A 16461-nucleotide genomic window follows, 5' to 3' on the forward strand; every position below is an offset into this window, starting at 1 on the left:
TTGTATTGAAAAACCCCGCAACTGCGGGGTTTTTTGCATTCTGTATCTCAACGGAGGAACCATGCCTGAATTACCCGAGGTAGAGACCAGCCGCCGCGGCATTGAGCCCCATCTGGTCGGCGCAACTATTCTTCATGCGGTTGTCCGTAATGGTCGCCTTCGCTGGCCGGTGTCCGATGAGATCCACGCGTTAAGCGATAAACCTATCCTCAGCGTGCAGCGCCGCGCTAAGTACCTGCTGCTGGAGCTGCCCGACGGCTGGATTATCATCCACCTCGGCATGTCCGGAAGCCTGCGTATCCTCACCGAAGAGCTGCCTGCCGAAAAGCATGACCATGTCGATCTGGTGATGAGCAACGGCAAGGTGCTGCGCTATACCGACCCACGGCGCTTTGGCGCTTGGCTATGGACCAAAGAGCTTGAAGGGCACAGCGTGCTGGCGCATCTGGGGCCGGAGCCGCTCTCAGAGGCCTTTAATGCGGAATACCTGAAAGAGAAGTGCGCAAAGAAAAAGACGCCGATTAAGCCCTGGCTAATGGATAACAAGCTGGTGGTCGGCGTGGGAAATATTTACGCCAGCGAATCGCTGTTTGCCGCCGGGATCCATCCCGATCGGCTGGCCTCTTCGCTGTCGGCACAGGAGTGTGAGCTGCTGGTTCGGGTGATTAAAGCGGTGCTGCTGCGCTCAATTGAGCAGGGGGGAACCACGCTGAAGGACTTCCTGCAAAGTGACGGTAAGCCGGGCTATTTTGCGCAGGAGCTACAGGTGTATGGCCGCAAAGGCGAGCCGTGCAGAGTGTGTGGCACGCCCATTATTGCGACGAAACACGCCCAGCGCGCCACGTTCTACTGTCGTCAGTGTCAGAAGTAGGGCTACTTCAGCTTTTCCATTAATGCCCGGTGGACGTTGACCGGCAGGAAGTGGGTCACGTCGCCGTGATGGCGCGCGACCTCTTTCACCAGCGATGAAGAGATAAATGACCACTCTTTGGAAGGCATCAGGAACACGCTTTCCAGCTCCGGCATAAGATGGCGGTTCATGTGCGCCAGCTGCATTTCATACTCGAAGTCTGCCACCGCGCGCAGGCCACGGATCAGGATATTGGCCTGCTGGGCGCGTGCAAAGTTGGCCATCAGGTCGCTGAAACCAATTACCTCAACGTTCGGCAGGTGCGAAATCGCATCGGTGGCAAGCGCCACTCGCTCGGGCAGATCGAACATCGGCTTTTTGCTGGGGCTGGCGGCAATCGCCAGAATCACCTTGTCGAACATGCTCGCCGCACGGGTGATGATGTCAAGATGACCGTTTGTGATCGGATCGAAGGTACCCGGATAAATCGCTTTTGTGCTCATGGCTCACGCTTTCTCTGAGTAGCCGCGGCAGAGCGCCCACAGCTCGGTGTATTTGTTGAAAGTATACTGGGCATTAACCACAGCCAGTAACCAACCCTGCTTACCGTCCAGTACGCCACCGCGCAGCAGCAGCGTTTTCAGAAACGCCCCCAGCGTGTGGGTGAAGATCCCCGTCAGCGAGGCCTTCTTGCCGCGCTGGTGACGTTCCTGCGCCCATGCCGTGGCGTAGCTGAGCTGCTTACGCTGGAAGCTGGCGAAATCCCGGCAGGTCAGGTGCAGCAGGTCGCCCGTCAGGGGAAGCACCTGAGCGTTATCGCAGGCAAGGGATTCATGGACAAGGTTATCGTTATACTGATAGCGGTCGCGCTCATACAGGCGCATCACGCGGTCGGGATACCAGCCGCTGTGGCGCATGAAGCGGCCAAGAAAGTAGTTTCGGCGCGCAATACTGTATACCGCACCCGGTTGAGGCGCGGCGAGCACGCCCTTGATGGCCTGCTGAAGTTCCGGCGTAACGCGCTCATCGGTATCGATCATCAGCACGTAATCGCCGGTGGCGTAATCCTGCGCGCGCTGGCGCTGGATGCCGTAACCCTGCCAGTCGGTGTTGATATACACCTTCGCGCCCGCCGCACGGGCAACGTCCACCGTGTTGTCTTCGCTACCTGAGTCGAGGAGAACAATCTCGTCAGCCCAGGCAACGGAGGCCAGGCAGTCGGGGAGCAGGTCGGCAGCGTTTTTGGCGATCATCACCACCGACAGACGCGTTGGCATTAGTGGCTCCGCTGAGGCAGATAAGGTTGCAGAAGTTGCAGCAGACGGGTCAGTGCGCCCTGATTCTGATGCAGCACTTCGACGGCATGGCGACCGTACCACAGGCGGTAGTCTTCGTCGGTCAGCAGGGTTGAGACCTCTTTAACCACCGAATCCGCGTCGGTTACGGTGATTAAGCCGTCAGCCTGCTGCAATTTAGCGCAGATATCTTTGAAGTTAAAGGTGTGTGGCCCCATCAGCACCGGAATGGCGTGGGCAGCCGGCTCTAGCGGGTTATGGCCGCCGCGCTCCACCAGGCTACCGCCAACGAACGCGAGGTCGGCAATGCCGTACAGCAGCATCAGCTCGCCCATCGTATCGCCAATCACCACCTGAGTGCTGCCGGAAGGGATCTCACCGCTGCTGCGCAGGGTGTAGCTGAAGCCGCCCTTTTGCACCATTTCGCGGGCATCCTTAAAACGCTCCGGATGGCGGGGAACCAGGATCAGCAGCAGGTCTGGGAATTTTTCCAGCAGCTTGCGGTGCGCCTGCAGGATAATCTCTTCTTCGCCGTCGTGGGTGCTGGTCGCAATCCAGACCTGGCGGCGCGGTGCCCACTGGCGGCGCAGCGTTACCGCGCGAGCTGCGAGCTCTGGCGTAACGGAAATATCGAACTTCAGGCTTCCCGTTACCGCAAGCTGGTTACGCTTCAGGCCCAGCGCGACAAAGCGTGCCGCGTCTTCTTCGTTCTGTGCGGCGATCAGCGTAATTCTGCTGAGCAGGCGACGCATAAATTTACCCAGCTTGCCGTATCCCTTCGCCGAGCGCTCTGAAAGGCGGGCGTTGGCAATCACCAGCGGGATTTTACGGGCGTGCAGGGCGGAAATCATGTTTGGCCACAGCTCGGTTTCCATCACGATCACCAGCTTCGGGCGCACGGTGTTCAGGAAGCGGTTCATGGCGCAGGGAAGATCGTAAGGGAGATAGACGTGATGTACGTCTTTACCGAACGCGGATAACGCGCGCTCCGAGCCGGTCGGCGTCATGGTGGTGACTGTGATCGGCAGCGAAGGGTAGCGGTGACGCAGGGCGCGCACCAGCGGGATAGCCGCCAGCGTTTCACCGACAGACACGGAATGAAGCAAAATACCGTCCGGGGCAACCTTATTGCGGCAGAAACCATAGCGTTCAGCCCAGCGTTTTCGATACGCAGGCGCTTTTCGGCTACGAAGCAACAGTCGCAGCCACACCAGTGGCTGAATGAGGTAGAGCAGGGCGGTATACAACAATTCCAAGCGATTATCCGTTTTTTTAGTTTCGGCGGGCAAATTCTAAGCATTTAAGCCAGGTAAAGCTATCTCTTATGCCAGATACCGTTTTAAACGGAAATAGCGACGGCCCAGCCGCCAGTGCTGGCGCAGCCCGCGAGCATTTTTCCAGATAAGCGTCCAGATCCCGCGATCGAACAGCTCGCGGATGATTTCGCGCTTTTTACTGAGATCGCCGATGTTGTTAATGGCGTGAAGAATACCCAGGCCCTCTTTTGCGATCTGCCACTGGCAGGCCGGAACGCGGCGCACGGCATCCGGATGGCGCTGATTAATAGCATCCAGCATCTCGAGGATTTTCATGTAATGACGCGCGTTGCGCATGCGCGTGTCATCCGTTCCCGGCGTATGCGATACCGACGCGGAGTGGATGAGGTAGTCGTAGAAGGTTTCGTCGGTGTACTGCACGCGTTTGGCGGTCAGCAGCACTTCGGTGGTCCACGGAATGTCCTGGTGACGCAGGCCATGCTCAAAGGTGAAGCCCTGCTCCTGAATAAACGCGTGGCGGTAAATATTCAGCCAGGTAACGTGCAGGAATTTACGCGACGCCAGGGCGCGCTGCAGCCACGTTGGGCCGTCGAGTACGTCCGTGGAGTGCAGTTTATCGGAGGGGAAGATTTTCTTCGACGGTCGACCATCGTCGTAGATATAGGTCCCGTTACAGGTCGCCACGTCAAGATCGTTCTTTTTAGCCATCTCAAGCAGGCGCGGGTACATGCCCGGATAAATCACGTCGTCGATATCCGGAAACGCAACATACTCGCCGGTTGCCTGCGCCAGTCCGGTATTACGGGCCGCCGAGACGCCCTGGTTGGCCTGGTCAATCACCTTGTAAAACGGGAATTCGCTGGCGTACTGCGCGATGATGGCCGATGAGCTGTCGCTCGAGCCGTCGTTCACAACGACCAGTTCCAGACTGTCCAGACGTTGAGCTTTGATGCTGTCGAAAAATGCACTCAGGAATTTTTCACCGTTGTAGACGGCGACTACAAGGCTCAATAAAGGTGTGTCGGACATGCTTTCTCCGTTGTGTTCAGGGCAGGCCACCCAGTATGGTGATACCATTCGTGCTGTATTATATCTGGTGGATACTAAAAACATATGCCTGGAGGGACAAAGATCCCGTCAGGCGGCAAATTAGCGTCACGCTGGCGAGATTCTTAACAGGAAATGTATGCATATTGTTCACACTGAAGCAGACGGCGGCAAAGGCGGACAGCCTCTGCGCATTATCAACGAATCGCTCGGGATGATTCAGCGTGGCCATCAGGTGACGATCCTTTGCCCGGAAACCGCGCCTTTACATGGGCTGGCGCGCGATGCCGGGTTAACGGTGGTCACCATGCCGTTACGGCGCAAAAACCTTAAAAACCTGCAGCAGCTGCGCCGCTGGCTGAAGGATAACCGACGCTCGATTGACGTCATTAATAGCCACAACTCCGCCGACACCTGGCTGGTAGCGCTGGCAAATTTGACGCTCTCTCAGCCTGTTCCCCTGGTGCGTACCCGCCATGCGTCTGGCGTTCCGCGCAACAACTGGACGACCCGCTGGCTGTTCCGCACGGCCTGCGCGCATATCGTGACCACGGGCGAGGCGCTGCGCCACCAGGTCGCAAACATTGGCGTGCCGATGTCCCAAAGTACCTCGGTGCCAAGCGGCGTGGATACGCAGCGCTTCCGCCCCGGTGATAAGCACGAAGCCCGCGCGCACTGCGGATTAACGCAGGATGATTTCTGGCTCGGCGTGGTGTCTCACCTGCGCCCTAACAAAGGCCACAGCGTGCTGCTGCGCGCCCTGGCAAAGATCGACAATCCGCATATCAAACTGGCGATTGTCGGGGAAGGGCCGCACAAAACGGCGCTGGAACAGGAAATCGCTGGGCTTGGGCTGCAGCAGCGCGTGGTGATGGCGGGGCACCGCAGTGACCCGGAGCGCTGGTTCCCGGCGTTTGATATCGCGCTTAGCCCGTCTCACGATATGGAAGGCGTGCCGCAGGGCGTGCTGCAATCGTTAGCTTCCCGCATTGCCACTATCGCCACCGATGCAGGCGGAACGGGAGATGCGGTCATTAACGGCCAGACGGGGATGTTGATCGCGCAGCGCGATGAAAAAGCGCTGCACGATGCGATTGTGACGCTCTACGATGATGCTGCACTTCGCGAGACGCTGGCGCAGCAAGGTTATGACTACCTGAGCGCCCACTTTACCCGCGAATGTATGCTGGATGCGATGGAGAAGGTCTTCTCTGACGCGGCTCAGCGCAGCAAGTCGCGGTAAAGCGCCTGCAGCTCTTTCGCCATTCTGTCCAGCGTATAAGGTTCTGCCGTCGCGCGTGCGGCGGCGGAATAGTCGACTCCCACTTCGCGGCCTTTTAACCATTGGGCAACGGCCTGCTGGTAGCCTTCGCTGTCGAGCGCATCGCGCACCCAGCCGTTTTGCCCTTCGACGATCCACTCCGCTGCACCGCAGCCGTGGCTGGTAAGCAGCGGCAGACCGCAGGCCAGGGCTTCCACGCAGACGTTCGGGAAGGGATCGTAGAGCGTCGGCAGGATAAGCGCATCGGCCGTTCCGTACACTTCGCGCACGTTAGCAACCGGGCCCAGGAACTTAACGCGGGAAGAGACGCCCAGCTTACCGGCGAGCTTTTCGAACCTGCGCGCGTGTTTATCGCGCCCGGCAACCAGCAGCCAGACCTCAGGATGCGGCACGATGGCGCGCAGCGCGGTCGCCACGCCTTTACGGCTGAAGCCGGAACCCACGTACGCCAGCACGGGCGCACGCTCGGGAATGCCGAGCGCGTTACGCTGCGAGAGCGCGCGTACTTCAGGGCTAAACTGTTCAGTGTCGACGCCGTTGTAGATCACCGTTAGCCTGTCGTCCGGCAGCCCGAAGCGACGGGCGATATCATCCCGCACCATCTTCGAATTGCAGATCACCTTGCGCAGCTGCGGATGGGTAAACATCTGCGCTTCGGCCTGCAGAATGTAGCGGTGATACCGGCTGAGTGACTGCGCCCAGCGCGCCAGCGGCGACAGGATGCGGCCATACTGCTCAAGCCAAGTGGCATGTACGCCGTCGCCCGCGCGGAAGATGGTGGCACCCGGAATGCGCTCGTGGCTCTGCACAATATCGAACTGCGGAAAATGCGAGGCGGCCTCCGCGGCAAAGCCGGATTCACGGGCGATTCGGTTACGGAACGGCGGGTTCACCGTCAGCGTTTTCCAGCCTGCGGCATCTTCCCACTGGCGGGCAATTAGCGTCACGTCCAGCGAGGTATCCTGCGCCAGCACGTTCAGCGCGCGGGAAACGAAACGCTCCGCGCCGCCGTTCGGGTTATAGGTCTGTCGGACTATTGCCAGCTTCATGCCGGATTTTCCAGAAGCATGGTGTCGATGGCGCTCAGCACCTGCTGCGGGGTGATGGCCGTAATGCAGTCAGAAATGCCGCCGTCGCCGCAGCCCGCTTTACCGCACGGCTGGCAGGTGAACCCGGCAACGATAACGCGATAGTTCACCCCCCACGGCGCCCACTTGATCGCCCCGGTTGGGCCGAAGATGGCGACGGTCGGCGTACCGACGGCGCTGGCGAGGTGCATCGGCATGGAATCCACGCCGAAATAGACCCGGGCGTGCTTCATGAGCGCGCCCAGCTCTTTCAGGTTCAACTGACCGCTTAAATCAAACACCGGCTGGGTGAGCGCAGCGCGCAGCGCGTCCATGTACGCCTTCTCTTCTTTTGAAGGCGCGGCGGAGAGGATAATCGGCAGGCCGCGTGCGGCCAGGCTATCGATGGTGGCGGCCAGCTTGTTGATATCCCAGGCCTTAAACATCCAGCGCGACGTCGGGTGTACCAGGATATACGATTTACTCTGCAGCCCGAATCCGGTCAGCTTTTCCGCAATGGACGCTTCCGCCGCATCGCCCGGCACGAACAGGGTGTGTTTATCTTCGCTGGACTGCGGATGAATGCCGATCCGGCGCAGGGCGTCCAGGTTCACCTCCACCATGTGGCGGCTGTTGTCCTGAATGGCCGGGTAGAGCGTGGTGAAGGATTTCACCCAGCGACGACGCGCAAGGCCGCTGCGTTTGTCCGGCTTAAAGCCCACGGAGACGCGCGGCTTCAGGCGACGCGCCAGACGCGCGCCGTGCCAGTGCTCGGTCAGGTTAATCAGCACGTCGTACTGGCGGACTTTCAGCGTATTCACCAGCGCACGGTAGAGGCGGAACTGCTCAAACCAGCCTTTTTTACGCCAGTTGCGGCCAATGGTATGGACCTGGTCAATGTGCGGATGGCTGGTCAGCATCGCCTGCGTGTCGTCATAAACCAGCGCGTCGACTTCCACGTTCGGCCAGTTCTTTTTCAGCACGGTAAACACCGGTGAGGTCAGGAGAACGTCACCGTGGTGACGCAGCTTAATGATTAGCACGCGCTTGGGCGGGCGCTCCGCGGAGAAAAAATCAGACATAGGCTCTCTCTGCTGCCAGCAAAGGCTCTAATTGCGCAAATACCGCAGCGGCACCGAGGTCGCTTAGCTGCGATGAATGTTCCGGGCGGCAGATATATTGATTTTTTCCATAGCCGCCAATAAGGCCCGGGTCCGTTGGGCCGTAAAGCGTAATATTAGGTCGATCCAGCGCCGCCGTCAGGTGGCTGAGGCCGGTATCGACGGACACGACGGCCGCTGCGCCTGCCAGCGCCTGCGCCACGCCATCGAGCTTCATGCGTGGCAGAACGTCAACGTAATCAAACCCTTCCGCCAGGCGTTTCGCGCGCGCTTCTTCATGCGGCGCGCCCCACGGGAGCTTGATGCGCAGCCCTGAATGGGCGAGCAGAGCGATCAGTTCACGCCAGTGCGCTTCCGGCCAGTGTTTATCATCGCGGGTCGTGGCGTGAAGGAAAATGAGATATGGCGAACCGTCGTGCGGCGAACCGGGCATGAAATGCTGCGAAATAGCGTAATCGCCCTGCGATTCAGGCTTCGCATAGCCCAGGCTTTTGGCGAACAGCTCGCGGGTACGTTCGACGGCGTGCTGCTGTTTTGCGATATGGTGACGGCGGTTATAGAACAGGCTCGCCAGCGGCTCGCGGGCGGTTTGCCAGTCCATGCCGTGCTTTACGCCGCGTGCAAGACGCGTTACCAGCGCGGCGCTTTTGACCAGCCCCTGCGCGTCGATGATGGCATCATAACGCTGGGCCTGCACCGCATCGCGGAACGCGCTGCGCTCGGCCTTAATCGGCGCGGAGAACCAGGCTTTACGCCAGCGGCGGATCGCCACCGGGATTACGCGGTCTACTGCCTCATGCCAGGTGGGGATCTGCGCGAAGCCTTCTTCCACCACCCAGTCGAAACGAATGCCGGGAATGGCCTGCATGGCGTCCGTCAGGGACGGCAGCGTATGCAGGACATCGCCCATCGACGAGGTTTTAACGATCAATACCCGCATTCGTTATCCTTCTTCACTCAACAGCAGTTCGTTGAGCTCTTCGAGCACGCGCTCTGGCGTAATGTCGATCAGGCTCTGGTGATAGCCTTCTGCGGCATCGCCCTTGCGCACCTTGTGGTAGCCGGAGATCAGGCGGATAACGCGCGCCTTATGCGACAGCGGCGGGGTGAAGTCCGGGCTGCTTGGGCCATACAGCGCCACCAGAGGGCGATCCAGAGCGGCGGCCACGTGCATCAGGCCGGAGTCGTTGGTGACCACGGCCTTACAGGCGGCAATGAGGATAACCGCCTGCTCCAGCTGCGTTTCCCCAGCCAGGTTGCGGCACCAGGCCTGCTGTTCGGTGCTGAGCGTCGCGAGGATTTCGTTGCCCGCGTCGTGGTCTTTCGCCGAGCCGAACAGGACAATCTGATAGCCTTCGTCGATCAGCTGCTTCGCCAGCTCGGCGTAGTGGTAGTGCGGCCAGCGTTTTGCCGGGCCGAACTCCGCGCCGGGGCAGAAGCCGATCATTGGGCGTTCTGACGAGATGCCAAACGCGTTACAGGTGTGGGATTTCTCCCCGTCATTAACCTGCAGCTGAGGCCACAGGAGCGGCTGCGGCAGGTCTTTCGCACTGCGCATCACGCCTTTATCGTAGGCCAGCGCCACGTAGCGCTCCACCATCAGTGGCCAGGCCTCTTTATCCAGCACGCGCGCGTCGTTCAGCAGGCCGTAGCGCATTTCTCCGCGCCAGCCGGTGCGGTGCGGAACGCCCGCAAAGAAGGGCACGAGAGCGGATTTGAAGGAGTTTGGTAATACGTAAGCGCGGTCATAGCGCTTCTCGCGAAGGCTGTGGCCGAGCTTGCGGCGTTCGCCGATTTCCAGCGCCCCGTGGCCGAGCGGCATCGGGATCGCCTCGTTCACTTCCGGCATACGCGACAACAGCGGACGGCACCACGCGGGTGCCATCACGTCGATTATCGCCTGGGGATAGCGCGCCTTGAGCGTGCGATAGAGACTTTGCGACATCATCATGTCGCCCACCCATGACGGGCCGATCACCAGAATTTTCATACTTACGCGTCGCGGTTCAGCCAGGCCATATACTCCGTTACGCCTTCGGCAACGGTTTTGAACGGCTTGTCGTAGCCCGCCGCACGCAGGTTGGTCAGGTCAGCCTGGGTGAATGCCTGATAGCGGCCTTTCAGTTTTTCCGGGAACGGAATGTACTCAAGGCTGCCTTTCTTGTGATACGCCAGCGCTGCGTCAGCCACCGCCTGGAAGGATTCCGCACGGCCCGTACCCAGGTTGAAGATGCCGGACACGCCGTTTTCCCAGAACCAGAGGTTTACGGCCGCAACGTCGCCCACGTAGACGAAGTCACGCTTGAAGCCGTCGCTACCTTCGAACAGTTTCGGGCTTTCGCCGTTGTTCAACTGGGTGTTCAGGTGGAACGCTACGCTCGCCATGCTGCCTTTGTGGCCTTCACGCGGTCCGTAGACGTTGAAGTAGCGGAAGCCGACAATCTGGGAGTTCGCTTCTGGCAGCACCTGACGCACGTACTCGTCGAACAGGAACTTGGAGTAGCCGTAGACGTTCAGCGGCTGCTCGTACTCGCGGGACTCGATAAAGTCCGAGGTGCGGCCGCCGTAGGTTGCCGCGGAGGAGGCGTACAGGAACGGAATTTCACGCTCCAGGCAGTAGTGCAGGATCTCTTTAGAGTACTGATAGTTGTTGTCCATCATGTACTTGCCGTCCCACTCGGTGGTGGAAGAACACGCACCTTCGTGGAAGATGGCTTCGATCTCGCCGAACTCTTCACCTGCCATAATCTGGATAAGGAAGTCTTCTTTATCCATGTAGTCAGCGATGTTCAGATCCACCAGGTTTACAAACTTGGTGCCGTCTTTCAGGTTGTCCACCACCAGGATGTCGGTGATGCCTTTGTCATTGAGGGCCTTGATAATGTTGCTGCCGATAAAGCCCGCGCCGCCGGTAACGATGATCATAACTGTAACCTTTGAAGTGTGGAGTCCGGGGACAATCCCGGACGCTAATGTTTCTATCATATCATTAGTATGGCTGCCCTTCAGCCATTCACCGACATAGCGCAAGGGTACACGTGATTTATGCTGCAAAAACGAGAAGAGATAATGTGTCATCTCGTCAGGAAGTATAGGTTTGGGTAATATGTGCCAAAATTTGCCGAGTCTGGAGAATTGCAATGCGTGGTGATTTTTACAAACAGTTAAACAGCGACCTCGATACCGCACGTGCGGAAGGGTTGTTCAAAGAAGAGCGTATTATCACGTCTGCTCAGCAGGCGGACATCACCGTTGCCGACGGCAGCCATGTGATCAACTTTTGTGCGAACAACTACTTAGGTCTTGCGAATCACCCTGAGCTGATTGCCGCTGCAAAAAACGGCATGGATACCCACGGTTTCGGCATGGCCTCCGTACGCTTTATCTGCGGTACGCAGGACAGCCACAAGCAGCTTGAGCAAAAGCTGGCGAGCTTCCTTGGGATGGAAGACGCGATTCTGTACTCCTCCTGCTTCGACGCCAACGGCGGGCTGTTTGAGACCCTGCTCGGCGCAGAAGATGCGATTATCTCCGACGCCCTGAACCACGCCTCCATCATCGACGGCGTGCGCCTGTGTAAAGCGAAGCGTTTCCGCTACGCCAACAACGACATGGTTGAGCTGGAAGCGCGCCTGAAAGAGGCTCGTGAAGCGGGTGCTCGCCACGTGCTGATCGCCACCGACGGCGTGTTCTCGATGGACGGCGTCATCGCCAACCTGAAGGGCGTGTGCGACCTGGCAGACGAATACGACGCGCTGGTGATGGTCGATGACTCTCACGCGGTCGGCTTTGTCGGCGAAAACGGCCGCGGTTCCCACGAATACTGCGACGTGATGGGCCGCGTGGACATCATCACCGGCACGCTGGGCAAAGCGCTCGGCGGCGCGTCCGGCGGCTATACCGCCGCGCGCAAAGAGGTGGTTGAGTGGCTGCGCCAGCGCTCCCGTCCGTACCTGTTCTCCAACTCCCTGGCGCCGGCGATCGTTGCCGCCTCCATTAAGGTGCTGGAGATGGTGGAGTCCGGCGCCGAGCTGCGCGACCGCCTGTGGTCCAACGCCCGTCTGTTCCGCGAAAAAATGAGCGCTGCAGGCTTCACCCTGGCGGGTGCTGACCACGCGATCATTCCGGTGATGCTTGGCGATGCGGTTGTCGCGCAGAAATTTGCCCGCGAGCTGCAGAAAGAAGGGATTTACGTCACCGGGTTCTTCTTCCCGGTGGTGCCAAAAGGTCAGGCGCGTATCCGCACCCAGATGTCTGCGGCACATTCGCCTGAACAAATTGAGCGTGCGGTGGAAGCCTTTACCCGCATCGGCAAACAGCTGGGCGTAATTGCCTGAGGACGTGTGATGAAAGCGTTATCCAAACTGAAAGCGGAAGAAGGGATTTGGATGACCGACGTGCCGGAGCCGGAAGTCGGTCATAACGATCTGCTGATCAAAATTCGTAAAACCGCCATCTGCGGTACTGACGTTCACATCTACAACTGGGACCAGTGGTCGCAGAAAACCATTCCGGTACCGATGGTTGTCGGTCACGAATATGTCGGCGAAGTGGTGGGTATTGGCCAGGAAGTGAAAGGCTTCAAAATCGGCGACCGCGTCTCCGGTGAAGGCCACATTACCTGCGGTCACTGCCGTAACTGCCGCGGCGGACGTACTCATCTGTGCCGCAACACCGTCGGCGTGGGCGTGAACCGTCCGGGCTGCTTCGCAGAGTATCTGGTGATCCCGGCGTTCAACGCGTTCAAAATCCCGGACAATATCTCGGACGATCTGGCCTCCATCTTTGACCCGTTCGGCAACGCGGTACACACCGCGCTCTCCTTTGATCTGGTCGGTGAAGACGTACTGGTCTCCGGCGCGGGCCCGATCGGCATTATGGCGGCTGCCGTGGCGAAGCACGTGGGTGCGCGCAACGTGGTGATCACCGACGTGAACGAGTACCGCCTGTCGCTGGCGCGCAAAATGGGCGTGACCCGCGCGGTGGATGTCTCCAAAGAGAGCCTGACCGACGTGATGGAAGAGCTGGGCATGACCGAAGGCTTCGACGTGGGTCTGGAGATGTCCGGCGCGCCGCCGGCGTTCCGCACCATGCTCGACACCATGAACCACGGTGGCCGTATCGCAATGCTGGGTATTCCGCCGTCGGATATGTCTATCGACTGGAACAACGTCATCTTCAAAGGGCTGTTCATCAAGGGCATTTATGGACGCGAGATGTTCGAGACCTGGTACAAGATGGCGGCGCTGATCCAATCCGGTCTGGATCTGTCGCCAATTATCACTCATCGCTTCTCTATCGATGAGTTCCAGCAGGGCTTTGACGCGATGCGTTCGGGGCAGTCTGGAAAAGTGATACTGAGCTGGGACTAATCTGCTCCAGGGCACCCGTTTTTAGGGGTGCCCTTACATTTTTAGCGGTTTGACTTTCCCGGGGTTACTTGTTAACTTTTGGCGAAATTTCCCCCACACTGTCTTCTCCATACGTTCATTTATGTTGTCTTAATGATTACGTCAGGAAAGATGTTTGCCAGACTAATCAGGTCATTATGTCCACACTGCTGTCGCAAAAGTTGGTGAGTACCCCGTCACGTATTATCGCCTTTTTAACGGTGGTAATTTCCCTGCTAATAGTCATTGGCGTTAATATTATAAATGCCAAATATAATGCGGTCATTAACCGTACGCTGGTGTTTTTCCTGATCGTAATGACGTTAAAATGCATTAATAATAAATTAATCAGAAATACTCTGGCGGCTGTTTTATTAATTCCCGTCGCGGCAGATATTACTCTGCAGTTATATGCCTGGAATAATTTTAATTCGTCGTTTAGCTATGGATTTGCGCTAAGTGTACTAAATACCACTCCAGGTGAAGCGAGTTCGATGCTTGGGCTGTACTGGCGCGATTGCCTGACGTTCATCGCTCTCTCCGCGTTTTTCATCTATACCGCGAATACGGGCAGTTGGCCGATTGCGCCACGTTTTCGTCGCTGGCCAGCCATCGCGCTTGCGGTGACGCTGCTGGCTTTTTATGGCCAGGCTTTGCAGCATCAGCTCAGGAAAAGCAGCGTTGAAAGCCTGGCGCAGCGCGTGGTTCAGGCCACACCCGTTAGCACGGCAAAGGTCTTTATGCAGGCCATCGAAGATAATGCCGTCGTCGCCAACATCGGCAACAATATTCCTGATTACAAACTCACCCTGACGGATACCGGGATTGAGAACTATGTGCTGATCGTCGGCGAGTCCGAGCGCACGGCAAATATGGGTATCTACGGCTATCATCGCGATACGACGCCAGAGCTGGAGAAACAAATATCGCAGCTTCTGCTGTTCCGTAACGCCGTCACTCCGGCTCCGGTCACCATTATGGCCGTTCCTTTAGCCCTCACCGCCGATACCGTGGGTGCACGTGATCCGCGTAAATATAGCGATAACGTCATTAACATCGCCAATAAAGCAGGATTCGAAACCTACTGGTTTAGCCGCCAGGGTAAAGGCGGGGCGCATAATAACGTCATTACCGGCATAGCCTTGAACACCAAAGAGCACGAGTGGCTGGACGGCGGCTATGATGAAGACCTGCTGCCTTTGCTCCAGAATGCGCTTAAAGCGCCGGGCAAAAAATTGATCGTCCTGCACCTGTACGGCAGCCACGAGCCCTCCTGCCGGCGTTTCCCTGCCGATCGGGCGGTTTTGCACGGTGATAACGAAGCCGATGACTGCTATGACAACTCCGTTCGCTACACCGACGCGCTGATGGGCAAGATGTTTGGCATGCTGGAGAGTTCACGCTCGTCGGTCATGTATTTCTCCGACCACGGCCTGGTCCGCGACCCGCAGCGTGCTGTGGTTTACTCCCACGGAAATGTTAATCCTCCGCGAGAAGCCCTGCATATCCCCATGTTTATCTGGTACGGAAATCAGGTTGATGCGGGTAAGAAAACCACCGGGGACTATAATACCGTCTGGTCTGCGGATGATGTAAACACGCTCGCCGAGCTGTGGCTTGGGATCCATCGTCAGGGCGAACCCGTGCAATCGGTTCATTCCTGGCTTGCCGGTTACAATAAGGACGTGTCCGTGCTGGACACTACAGGAAAGTCCTATGACTGGCGTAATATTCGTTAACACAGGTGCGATAAACTTGCTTTTAGCAGTGTGCTAGCCTGCTTTGCCTTTCAGTAAATGGAATGATGATGATTAGTGTAGAACGAAATAAGCTTAAATTTGCGTTGTTGCAATTACTCTTTGGACTGTGCGCACTGGCTTTTGGATGCGTTATTGTCTCACCTAACTTATCCGCAAAAATTATGGGCGCAGCAGGTGTGACTGCATTAGTGGTTTTCCTGCTGGATATTAAACATTTCAGAAAAAATGATGTGTTCTGGCTGTGCCTGGTTCTGTTGGTGATAGGTATCTGCGATCTGGTCTGGTACAGAATGTATAAGGCTGAGACTGCGGCGATAAATTCTTATCGTGCATACCTGGAGGTAGGGAAAATCTGCCTGTTTGGCGCCTTCTCCCTCTTCGTGTTTGTGAACAGAAATGAGCTAAAAATAGGCAATAATAAGATCCACCTGCTGCTGGCGGCTGTCCTGCAGGTCATGATTCTTATCTATGCAGGCTATCAGCATTTCTTCCTTGACAGCAGAAGAGTAACGCTCGCCCTTACCGGCGGCACTGACGCGACGGGGGCCGCCTATACGGTCGCCTTTATCTCTTTCTATACGATTTTGGTTCTGCAGCACAGCTCCACCAGGTGGAAAGAGTTTTTAATTCTGGGCCATTTTTTCACCACCTTCCTGGTGCTGGTGACCACAGAAACGCGGGCAGCGATTCTGACCTATCCGATCATTTTCTTTGGTCTGCTGGTCGTTAAGCTCTACAAAGAGAAACATATTCCCTGGAAAGGTGTTGCTGTTTTCATCGTGGCGCTGATCGTCGGCGTATTCATGATGAAAGACAGCTTGATTCAACGGTATAACGACCTGAATCGCGATATTGTTGCCTACGATAAAGATAACAGTTCGACGTCAGTAGGCGCTCGTTTTGCGATGTGGGAGACGGGCCTGGCAGCAGCAAAAGATAATTACCTGTGGCAGTCAACGGATGAGCGAAACGCAAAAATCAGGGAAGTGGTAAAAAAAGAGCCAAGCCTTGCCGGTGCACTCGCGCATATTCGCGGCCACCTGCATAACGAAGTGGTTGAAACGCTCTCCTTAAAAGGTCCGTCAGGATTAGTACTGTATATCCTGTTTATTATCTCGCTTGCATGGTATGCGTTAAAAAAACGAAAAAGCGTTATTCTTTTTGCATTCCTGGTCTCATTAATTATGTTTGGACTCAGCGGCGTAATGTTCTATTCAAAAACAACGCCGGTCACCTGGATGCTAACGCTGATAATGTCGGTTGTTTTCCTTGAACAGAACAGACACCGCGCGGTCATTAAGTAATCGTTTTGATTCTCCACCGGGAAAACGGTATTCTCCCGGTGGAGAAATACCCTTCACCAGACGAGCAC

General features: G+C 57.2%; 15 protein-coding genes. 6 read left to right on the top strand and 9 right to left on the bottom strand.

The genetic code is table 11. The features are described from left to right. Positions 1–61: 61 nt before the first annotated feature. A complete protein-coding gene (mutM, locus tag E0L20_RS15155) occupies positions 62–871 on the top strand; it encodes a bifunctional DNA-formamidopyrimidine glycosylase/DNA-(apurinic or apyrimidinic site) lyase (protein WP_119936365.1) in 810 nt (269 codons plus the stop codon). Positions 872–873: 2 nt separating this feature from the next. On the opposite strand, the gene coaD is transcribed toward mutM, so the two are convergent. From coaD to E0L20_RS15175, 4 genes are all read right to left on the bottom strand, one after another. Then, complete coding sequence (gene coaD / locus E0L20_RS15160; RefSeq protein WP_131634660.1) at positions 874–1353, bottom strand: pantetheine-phosphate adenylyltransferase; 480 nt, start codon at positions 1351–1353, stop codon at positions 874–876. A 3-nt stretch (positions 1354–1356) separates the two neighbouring features. Continuing rightward, a complete protein-coding gene (locus E0L20_RS15165) occupies positions 1357–2127 on the bottom strand; it encodes a glycosyltransferase family 2 protein (RefSeq protein ID WP_131634661.1) in 771 nt (256 codons plus the stop codon). Next, positions 2127–3401, bottom strand: coding sequence for a lipid IV(A) 3-deoxy-D-manno-octulosonic acid transferase (gene waaA / locus E0L20_RS15170; protein ID WP_131634662.1), 1275 nt, complete (start codon positions 3399–3401; stop codon positions 2127–2129). The genes E0L20_RS15165 and waaA overlap by 1 nt, the downstream gene beginning before the upstream one ends. Before the next feature lie 66 nt (positions 3402–3467). Further along, positions 3468–4451: a glycosyltransferase gene (locus tag E0L20_RS15175; RefSeq protein ID WP_131634663.1), complete on the bottom strand. Its 984-nt coding sequence runs from the start codon at positions 4449–4451 to the stop codon at positions 3468–3470. 157 nt (positions 4452–4608) lie between these two features. Between E0L20_RS15175 and E0L20_RS15180 the strand changes: the two genes are divergently transcribed. Continuing rightward, entirely contained in the window at positions 4609–5712 is a 1104-nt protein-coding gene (locus E0L20_RS15180) for a glycosyltransferase family 4 protein (protein WP_131634664.1), read from the top strand. Here the strand turns inward: E0L20_RS15180 and E0L20_RS15185 are convergent. The 5 genes from E0L20_RS15185 to rfaD are packed head-to-tail and all read right to left on the bottom strand — an operon-like array spanning position 5691 to position 10864. Then, entirely contained in the window at positions 5691–6800 is a 1110-nt protein-coding gene (locus tag E0L20_RS15185; protein ID WP_131634665.1) for a glycosyltransferase family 4 protein, read from the bottom strand. The two genes, E0L20_RS15180 and E0L20_RS15185, sit on opposite strands and share 22 nt — an antisense overlap. Beyond that, complete coding sequence (gene rfaQ, locus E0L20_RS15190) at positions 6797–7900, bottom strand: putative lipopolysaccharide heptosyltransferase III (RefSeq protein ID WP_131634666.1); 1104 nt, start codon at positions 7898–7900, stop codon at positions 6797–6799. The genes E0L20_RS15185 and rfaQ overlap by 4 nt, the downstream gene beginning before the upstream one ends. Further along, entirely contained in the window at positions 7893–8879 is a 987-nt protein-coding gene (gene rfaC / locus E0L20_RS15195) for a lipopolysaccharide heptosyltransferase RfaC (protein ID WP_131634667.1), read from the bottom strand. The genes rfaQ and rfaC overlap by 8 nt, the downstream gene beginning before the upstream one ends. Positions 8880–8882: 3 nt before the next feature. Continuing rightward, positions 8883–9929 carry an ADP-heptose--LPS heptosyltransferase RfaF gene (gene rfaF, locus E0L20_RS15200; RefSeq protein ID WP_131634668.1) on the bottom strand — a complete coding sequence of 349 codons (1047 nt, stop codon included), beginning with the start codon at positions 9927–9929 and terminating at the stop codon, positions 8883–8885. A 2-nt stretch (positions 9930–9931) separates the two neighbouring features. After that, entirely contained in the window at positions 9932–10864 is a 933-nt protein-coding gene (gene rfaD / locus E0L20_RS15205; protein ID WP_131634669.1) for an ADP-glyceromanno-heptose 6-epimerase, read from the bottom strand. Positions 10865–11079: 215 nt separating this feature from the next. On the opposite strand from rfaD, the gene kbl reads away from it, so the two are divergent. The 4 genes from kbl (at position 11080) to E0L20_RS15225 (ending at position 16393) form a co-directional block, all read left to right on the top strand. Further along, complete coding sequence (kbl, locus tag E0L20_RS15210) at positions 11080–12276, top strand: glycine C-acetyltransferase (protein WP_131634670.1); 1197 nt, start codon at positions 11080–11082, stop codon at positions 12274–12276. A gap of 9 nt (positions 12277–12285) precedes the next feature. Next, complete coding sequence (gene tdh, locus E0L20_RS15215; RefSeq protein ID WP_131634671.1) at positions 12286–13311, top strand: L-threonine 3-dehydrogenase; 1026 nt, start codon at positions 12286–12288, stop codon at positions 13309–13311. Between the two features lie 512 nt (positions 13312–13823). After that, complete coding sequence (locus E0L20_RS15220; protein ID WP_345788978.1) at positions 13824–15068, top strand: phosphoethanolamine transferase; 1245 nt, start codon at positions 13824–13826, stop codon at positions 15066–15068. A gap of 62 nt (positions 15069–15130) precedes the next feature. Continuing rightward, positions 15131–16393, top strand: coding sequence for an O-antigen ligase family protein (locus E0L20_RS15225; RefSeq protein WP_345788979.1), 1263 nt, complete (start codon positions 15131–15133; stop codon positions 16391–16393). The last annotated feature ends 68 nt before the right edge of the window (positions 16394–16461 follow it).

It is taken from the genome of Enterobacter wuhouensis (genome assembly GCF_004331265.1).
Lineage (GTDB): Bacteria > Pseudomonadota > Gammaproteobacteria > Enterobacterales > Enterobacteriaceae > Enterobacter > Enterobacter wuhouensis.

Excerpts from the sequence above, each read along its gene's own strand:
- rfaQ (WP_131634666.1), bottom strand. The coding sequence starts at position 7,900 with ATGTCTGATTTTTTCTCCGCGGAGCGCCCGCCCAAGCGCGTGCTAATC.
- E0L20_RS15220 (WP_345788978.1), top strand. The coding sequence starts at position 13,824 with ATGCTTGGGCTGTACTGGCGCGATTGCCTGACGTTCATCGCTCTCTCC.
- kbl (WP_131634670.1), top strand. The coding sequence starts at position 11,080 with ATGCGTGGTGATTTTTACAAACAGTTAAACAGCGACCTCGATACCGCA.
- E0L20_RS15165 (WP_131634661.1), bottom strand. The coding sequence starts at position 2,127 with ATGCCAACGCGTCTGTCGGTGGTGATGATCGCCAAAAACGCTGCCGAC.
- E0L20_RS15185 (WP_131634665.1), bottom strand. The coding sequence starts at position 6,800 with ATGAAGCTGGCAATAGTCCGACAGACCTATAACCCGAACGGCGGCGCG.
- E0L20_RS15175 (WP_131634663.1), bottom strand. The coding sequence starts at position 4,451 with ATGTCCGACACACCTTTATTGAGCCTTGTAGTCGCCGTCTACAACGGT.
- E0L20_RS15225 (WP_345788979.1), top strand. The coding sequence starts at position 15,131 with ATGATGATGATTAGTGTAGAACGAAATAAGCTTAAATTTGCGTTGTTG.
- rfaF (WP_131634668.1), bottom strand. The coding sequence starts at position 9,929 with ATGAAAATTCTGGTGATCGGCCCGTCATGGGTGGGCGACATGATGATG.
- rfaC (WP_131634667.1), bottom strand. The coding sequence starts at position 8,879 with ATGCGGGTATTGATCGTTAAAACCTCGTCGATGGGCGATGTCCTGCAT.
- rfaD (WP_131634669.1), bottom strand. The coding sequence starts at position 10,864 with ATGATCATCGTTACCGGCGGCGCGGGCTTTATCGGCAGCAACATTATC.
- coaD (WP_131634660.1), bottom strand. The coding sequence starts at position 1,353 with ATGAGCACAAAAGCGATTTATCCGGGTACCTTCGATCCGATCACAAAC.
- tdh (WP_131634671.1), top strand. The coding sequence starts at position 12,286 with ATGAAAGCGTTATCCAAACTGAAAGCGGAAGAAGGGATTTGGATGACC.
- mutM (WP_119936365.1), top strand. The coding sequence starts at position 62 with ATGCCTGAATTACCCGAGGTAGAGACCAGCCGCCGCGGCATTGAGCCC.
- E0L20_RS15180 (WP_131634664.1), top strand. The coding sequence starts at position 4,609 with ATGCATATTGTTCACACTGAAGCAGACGGCGGCAAAGGCGGACAGCCT.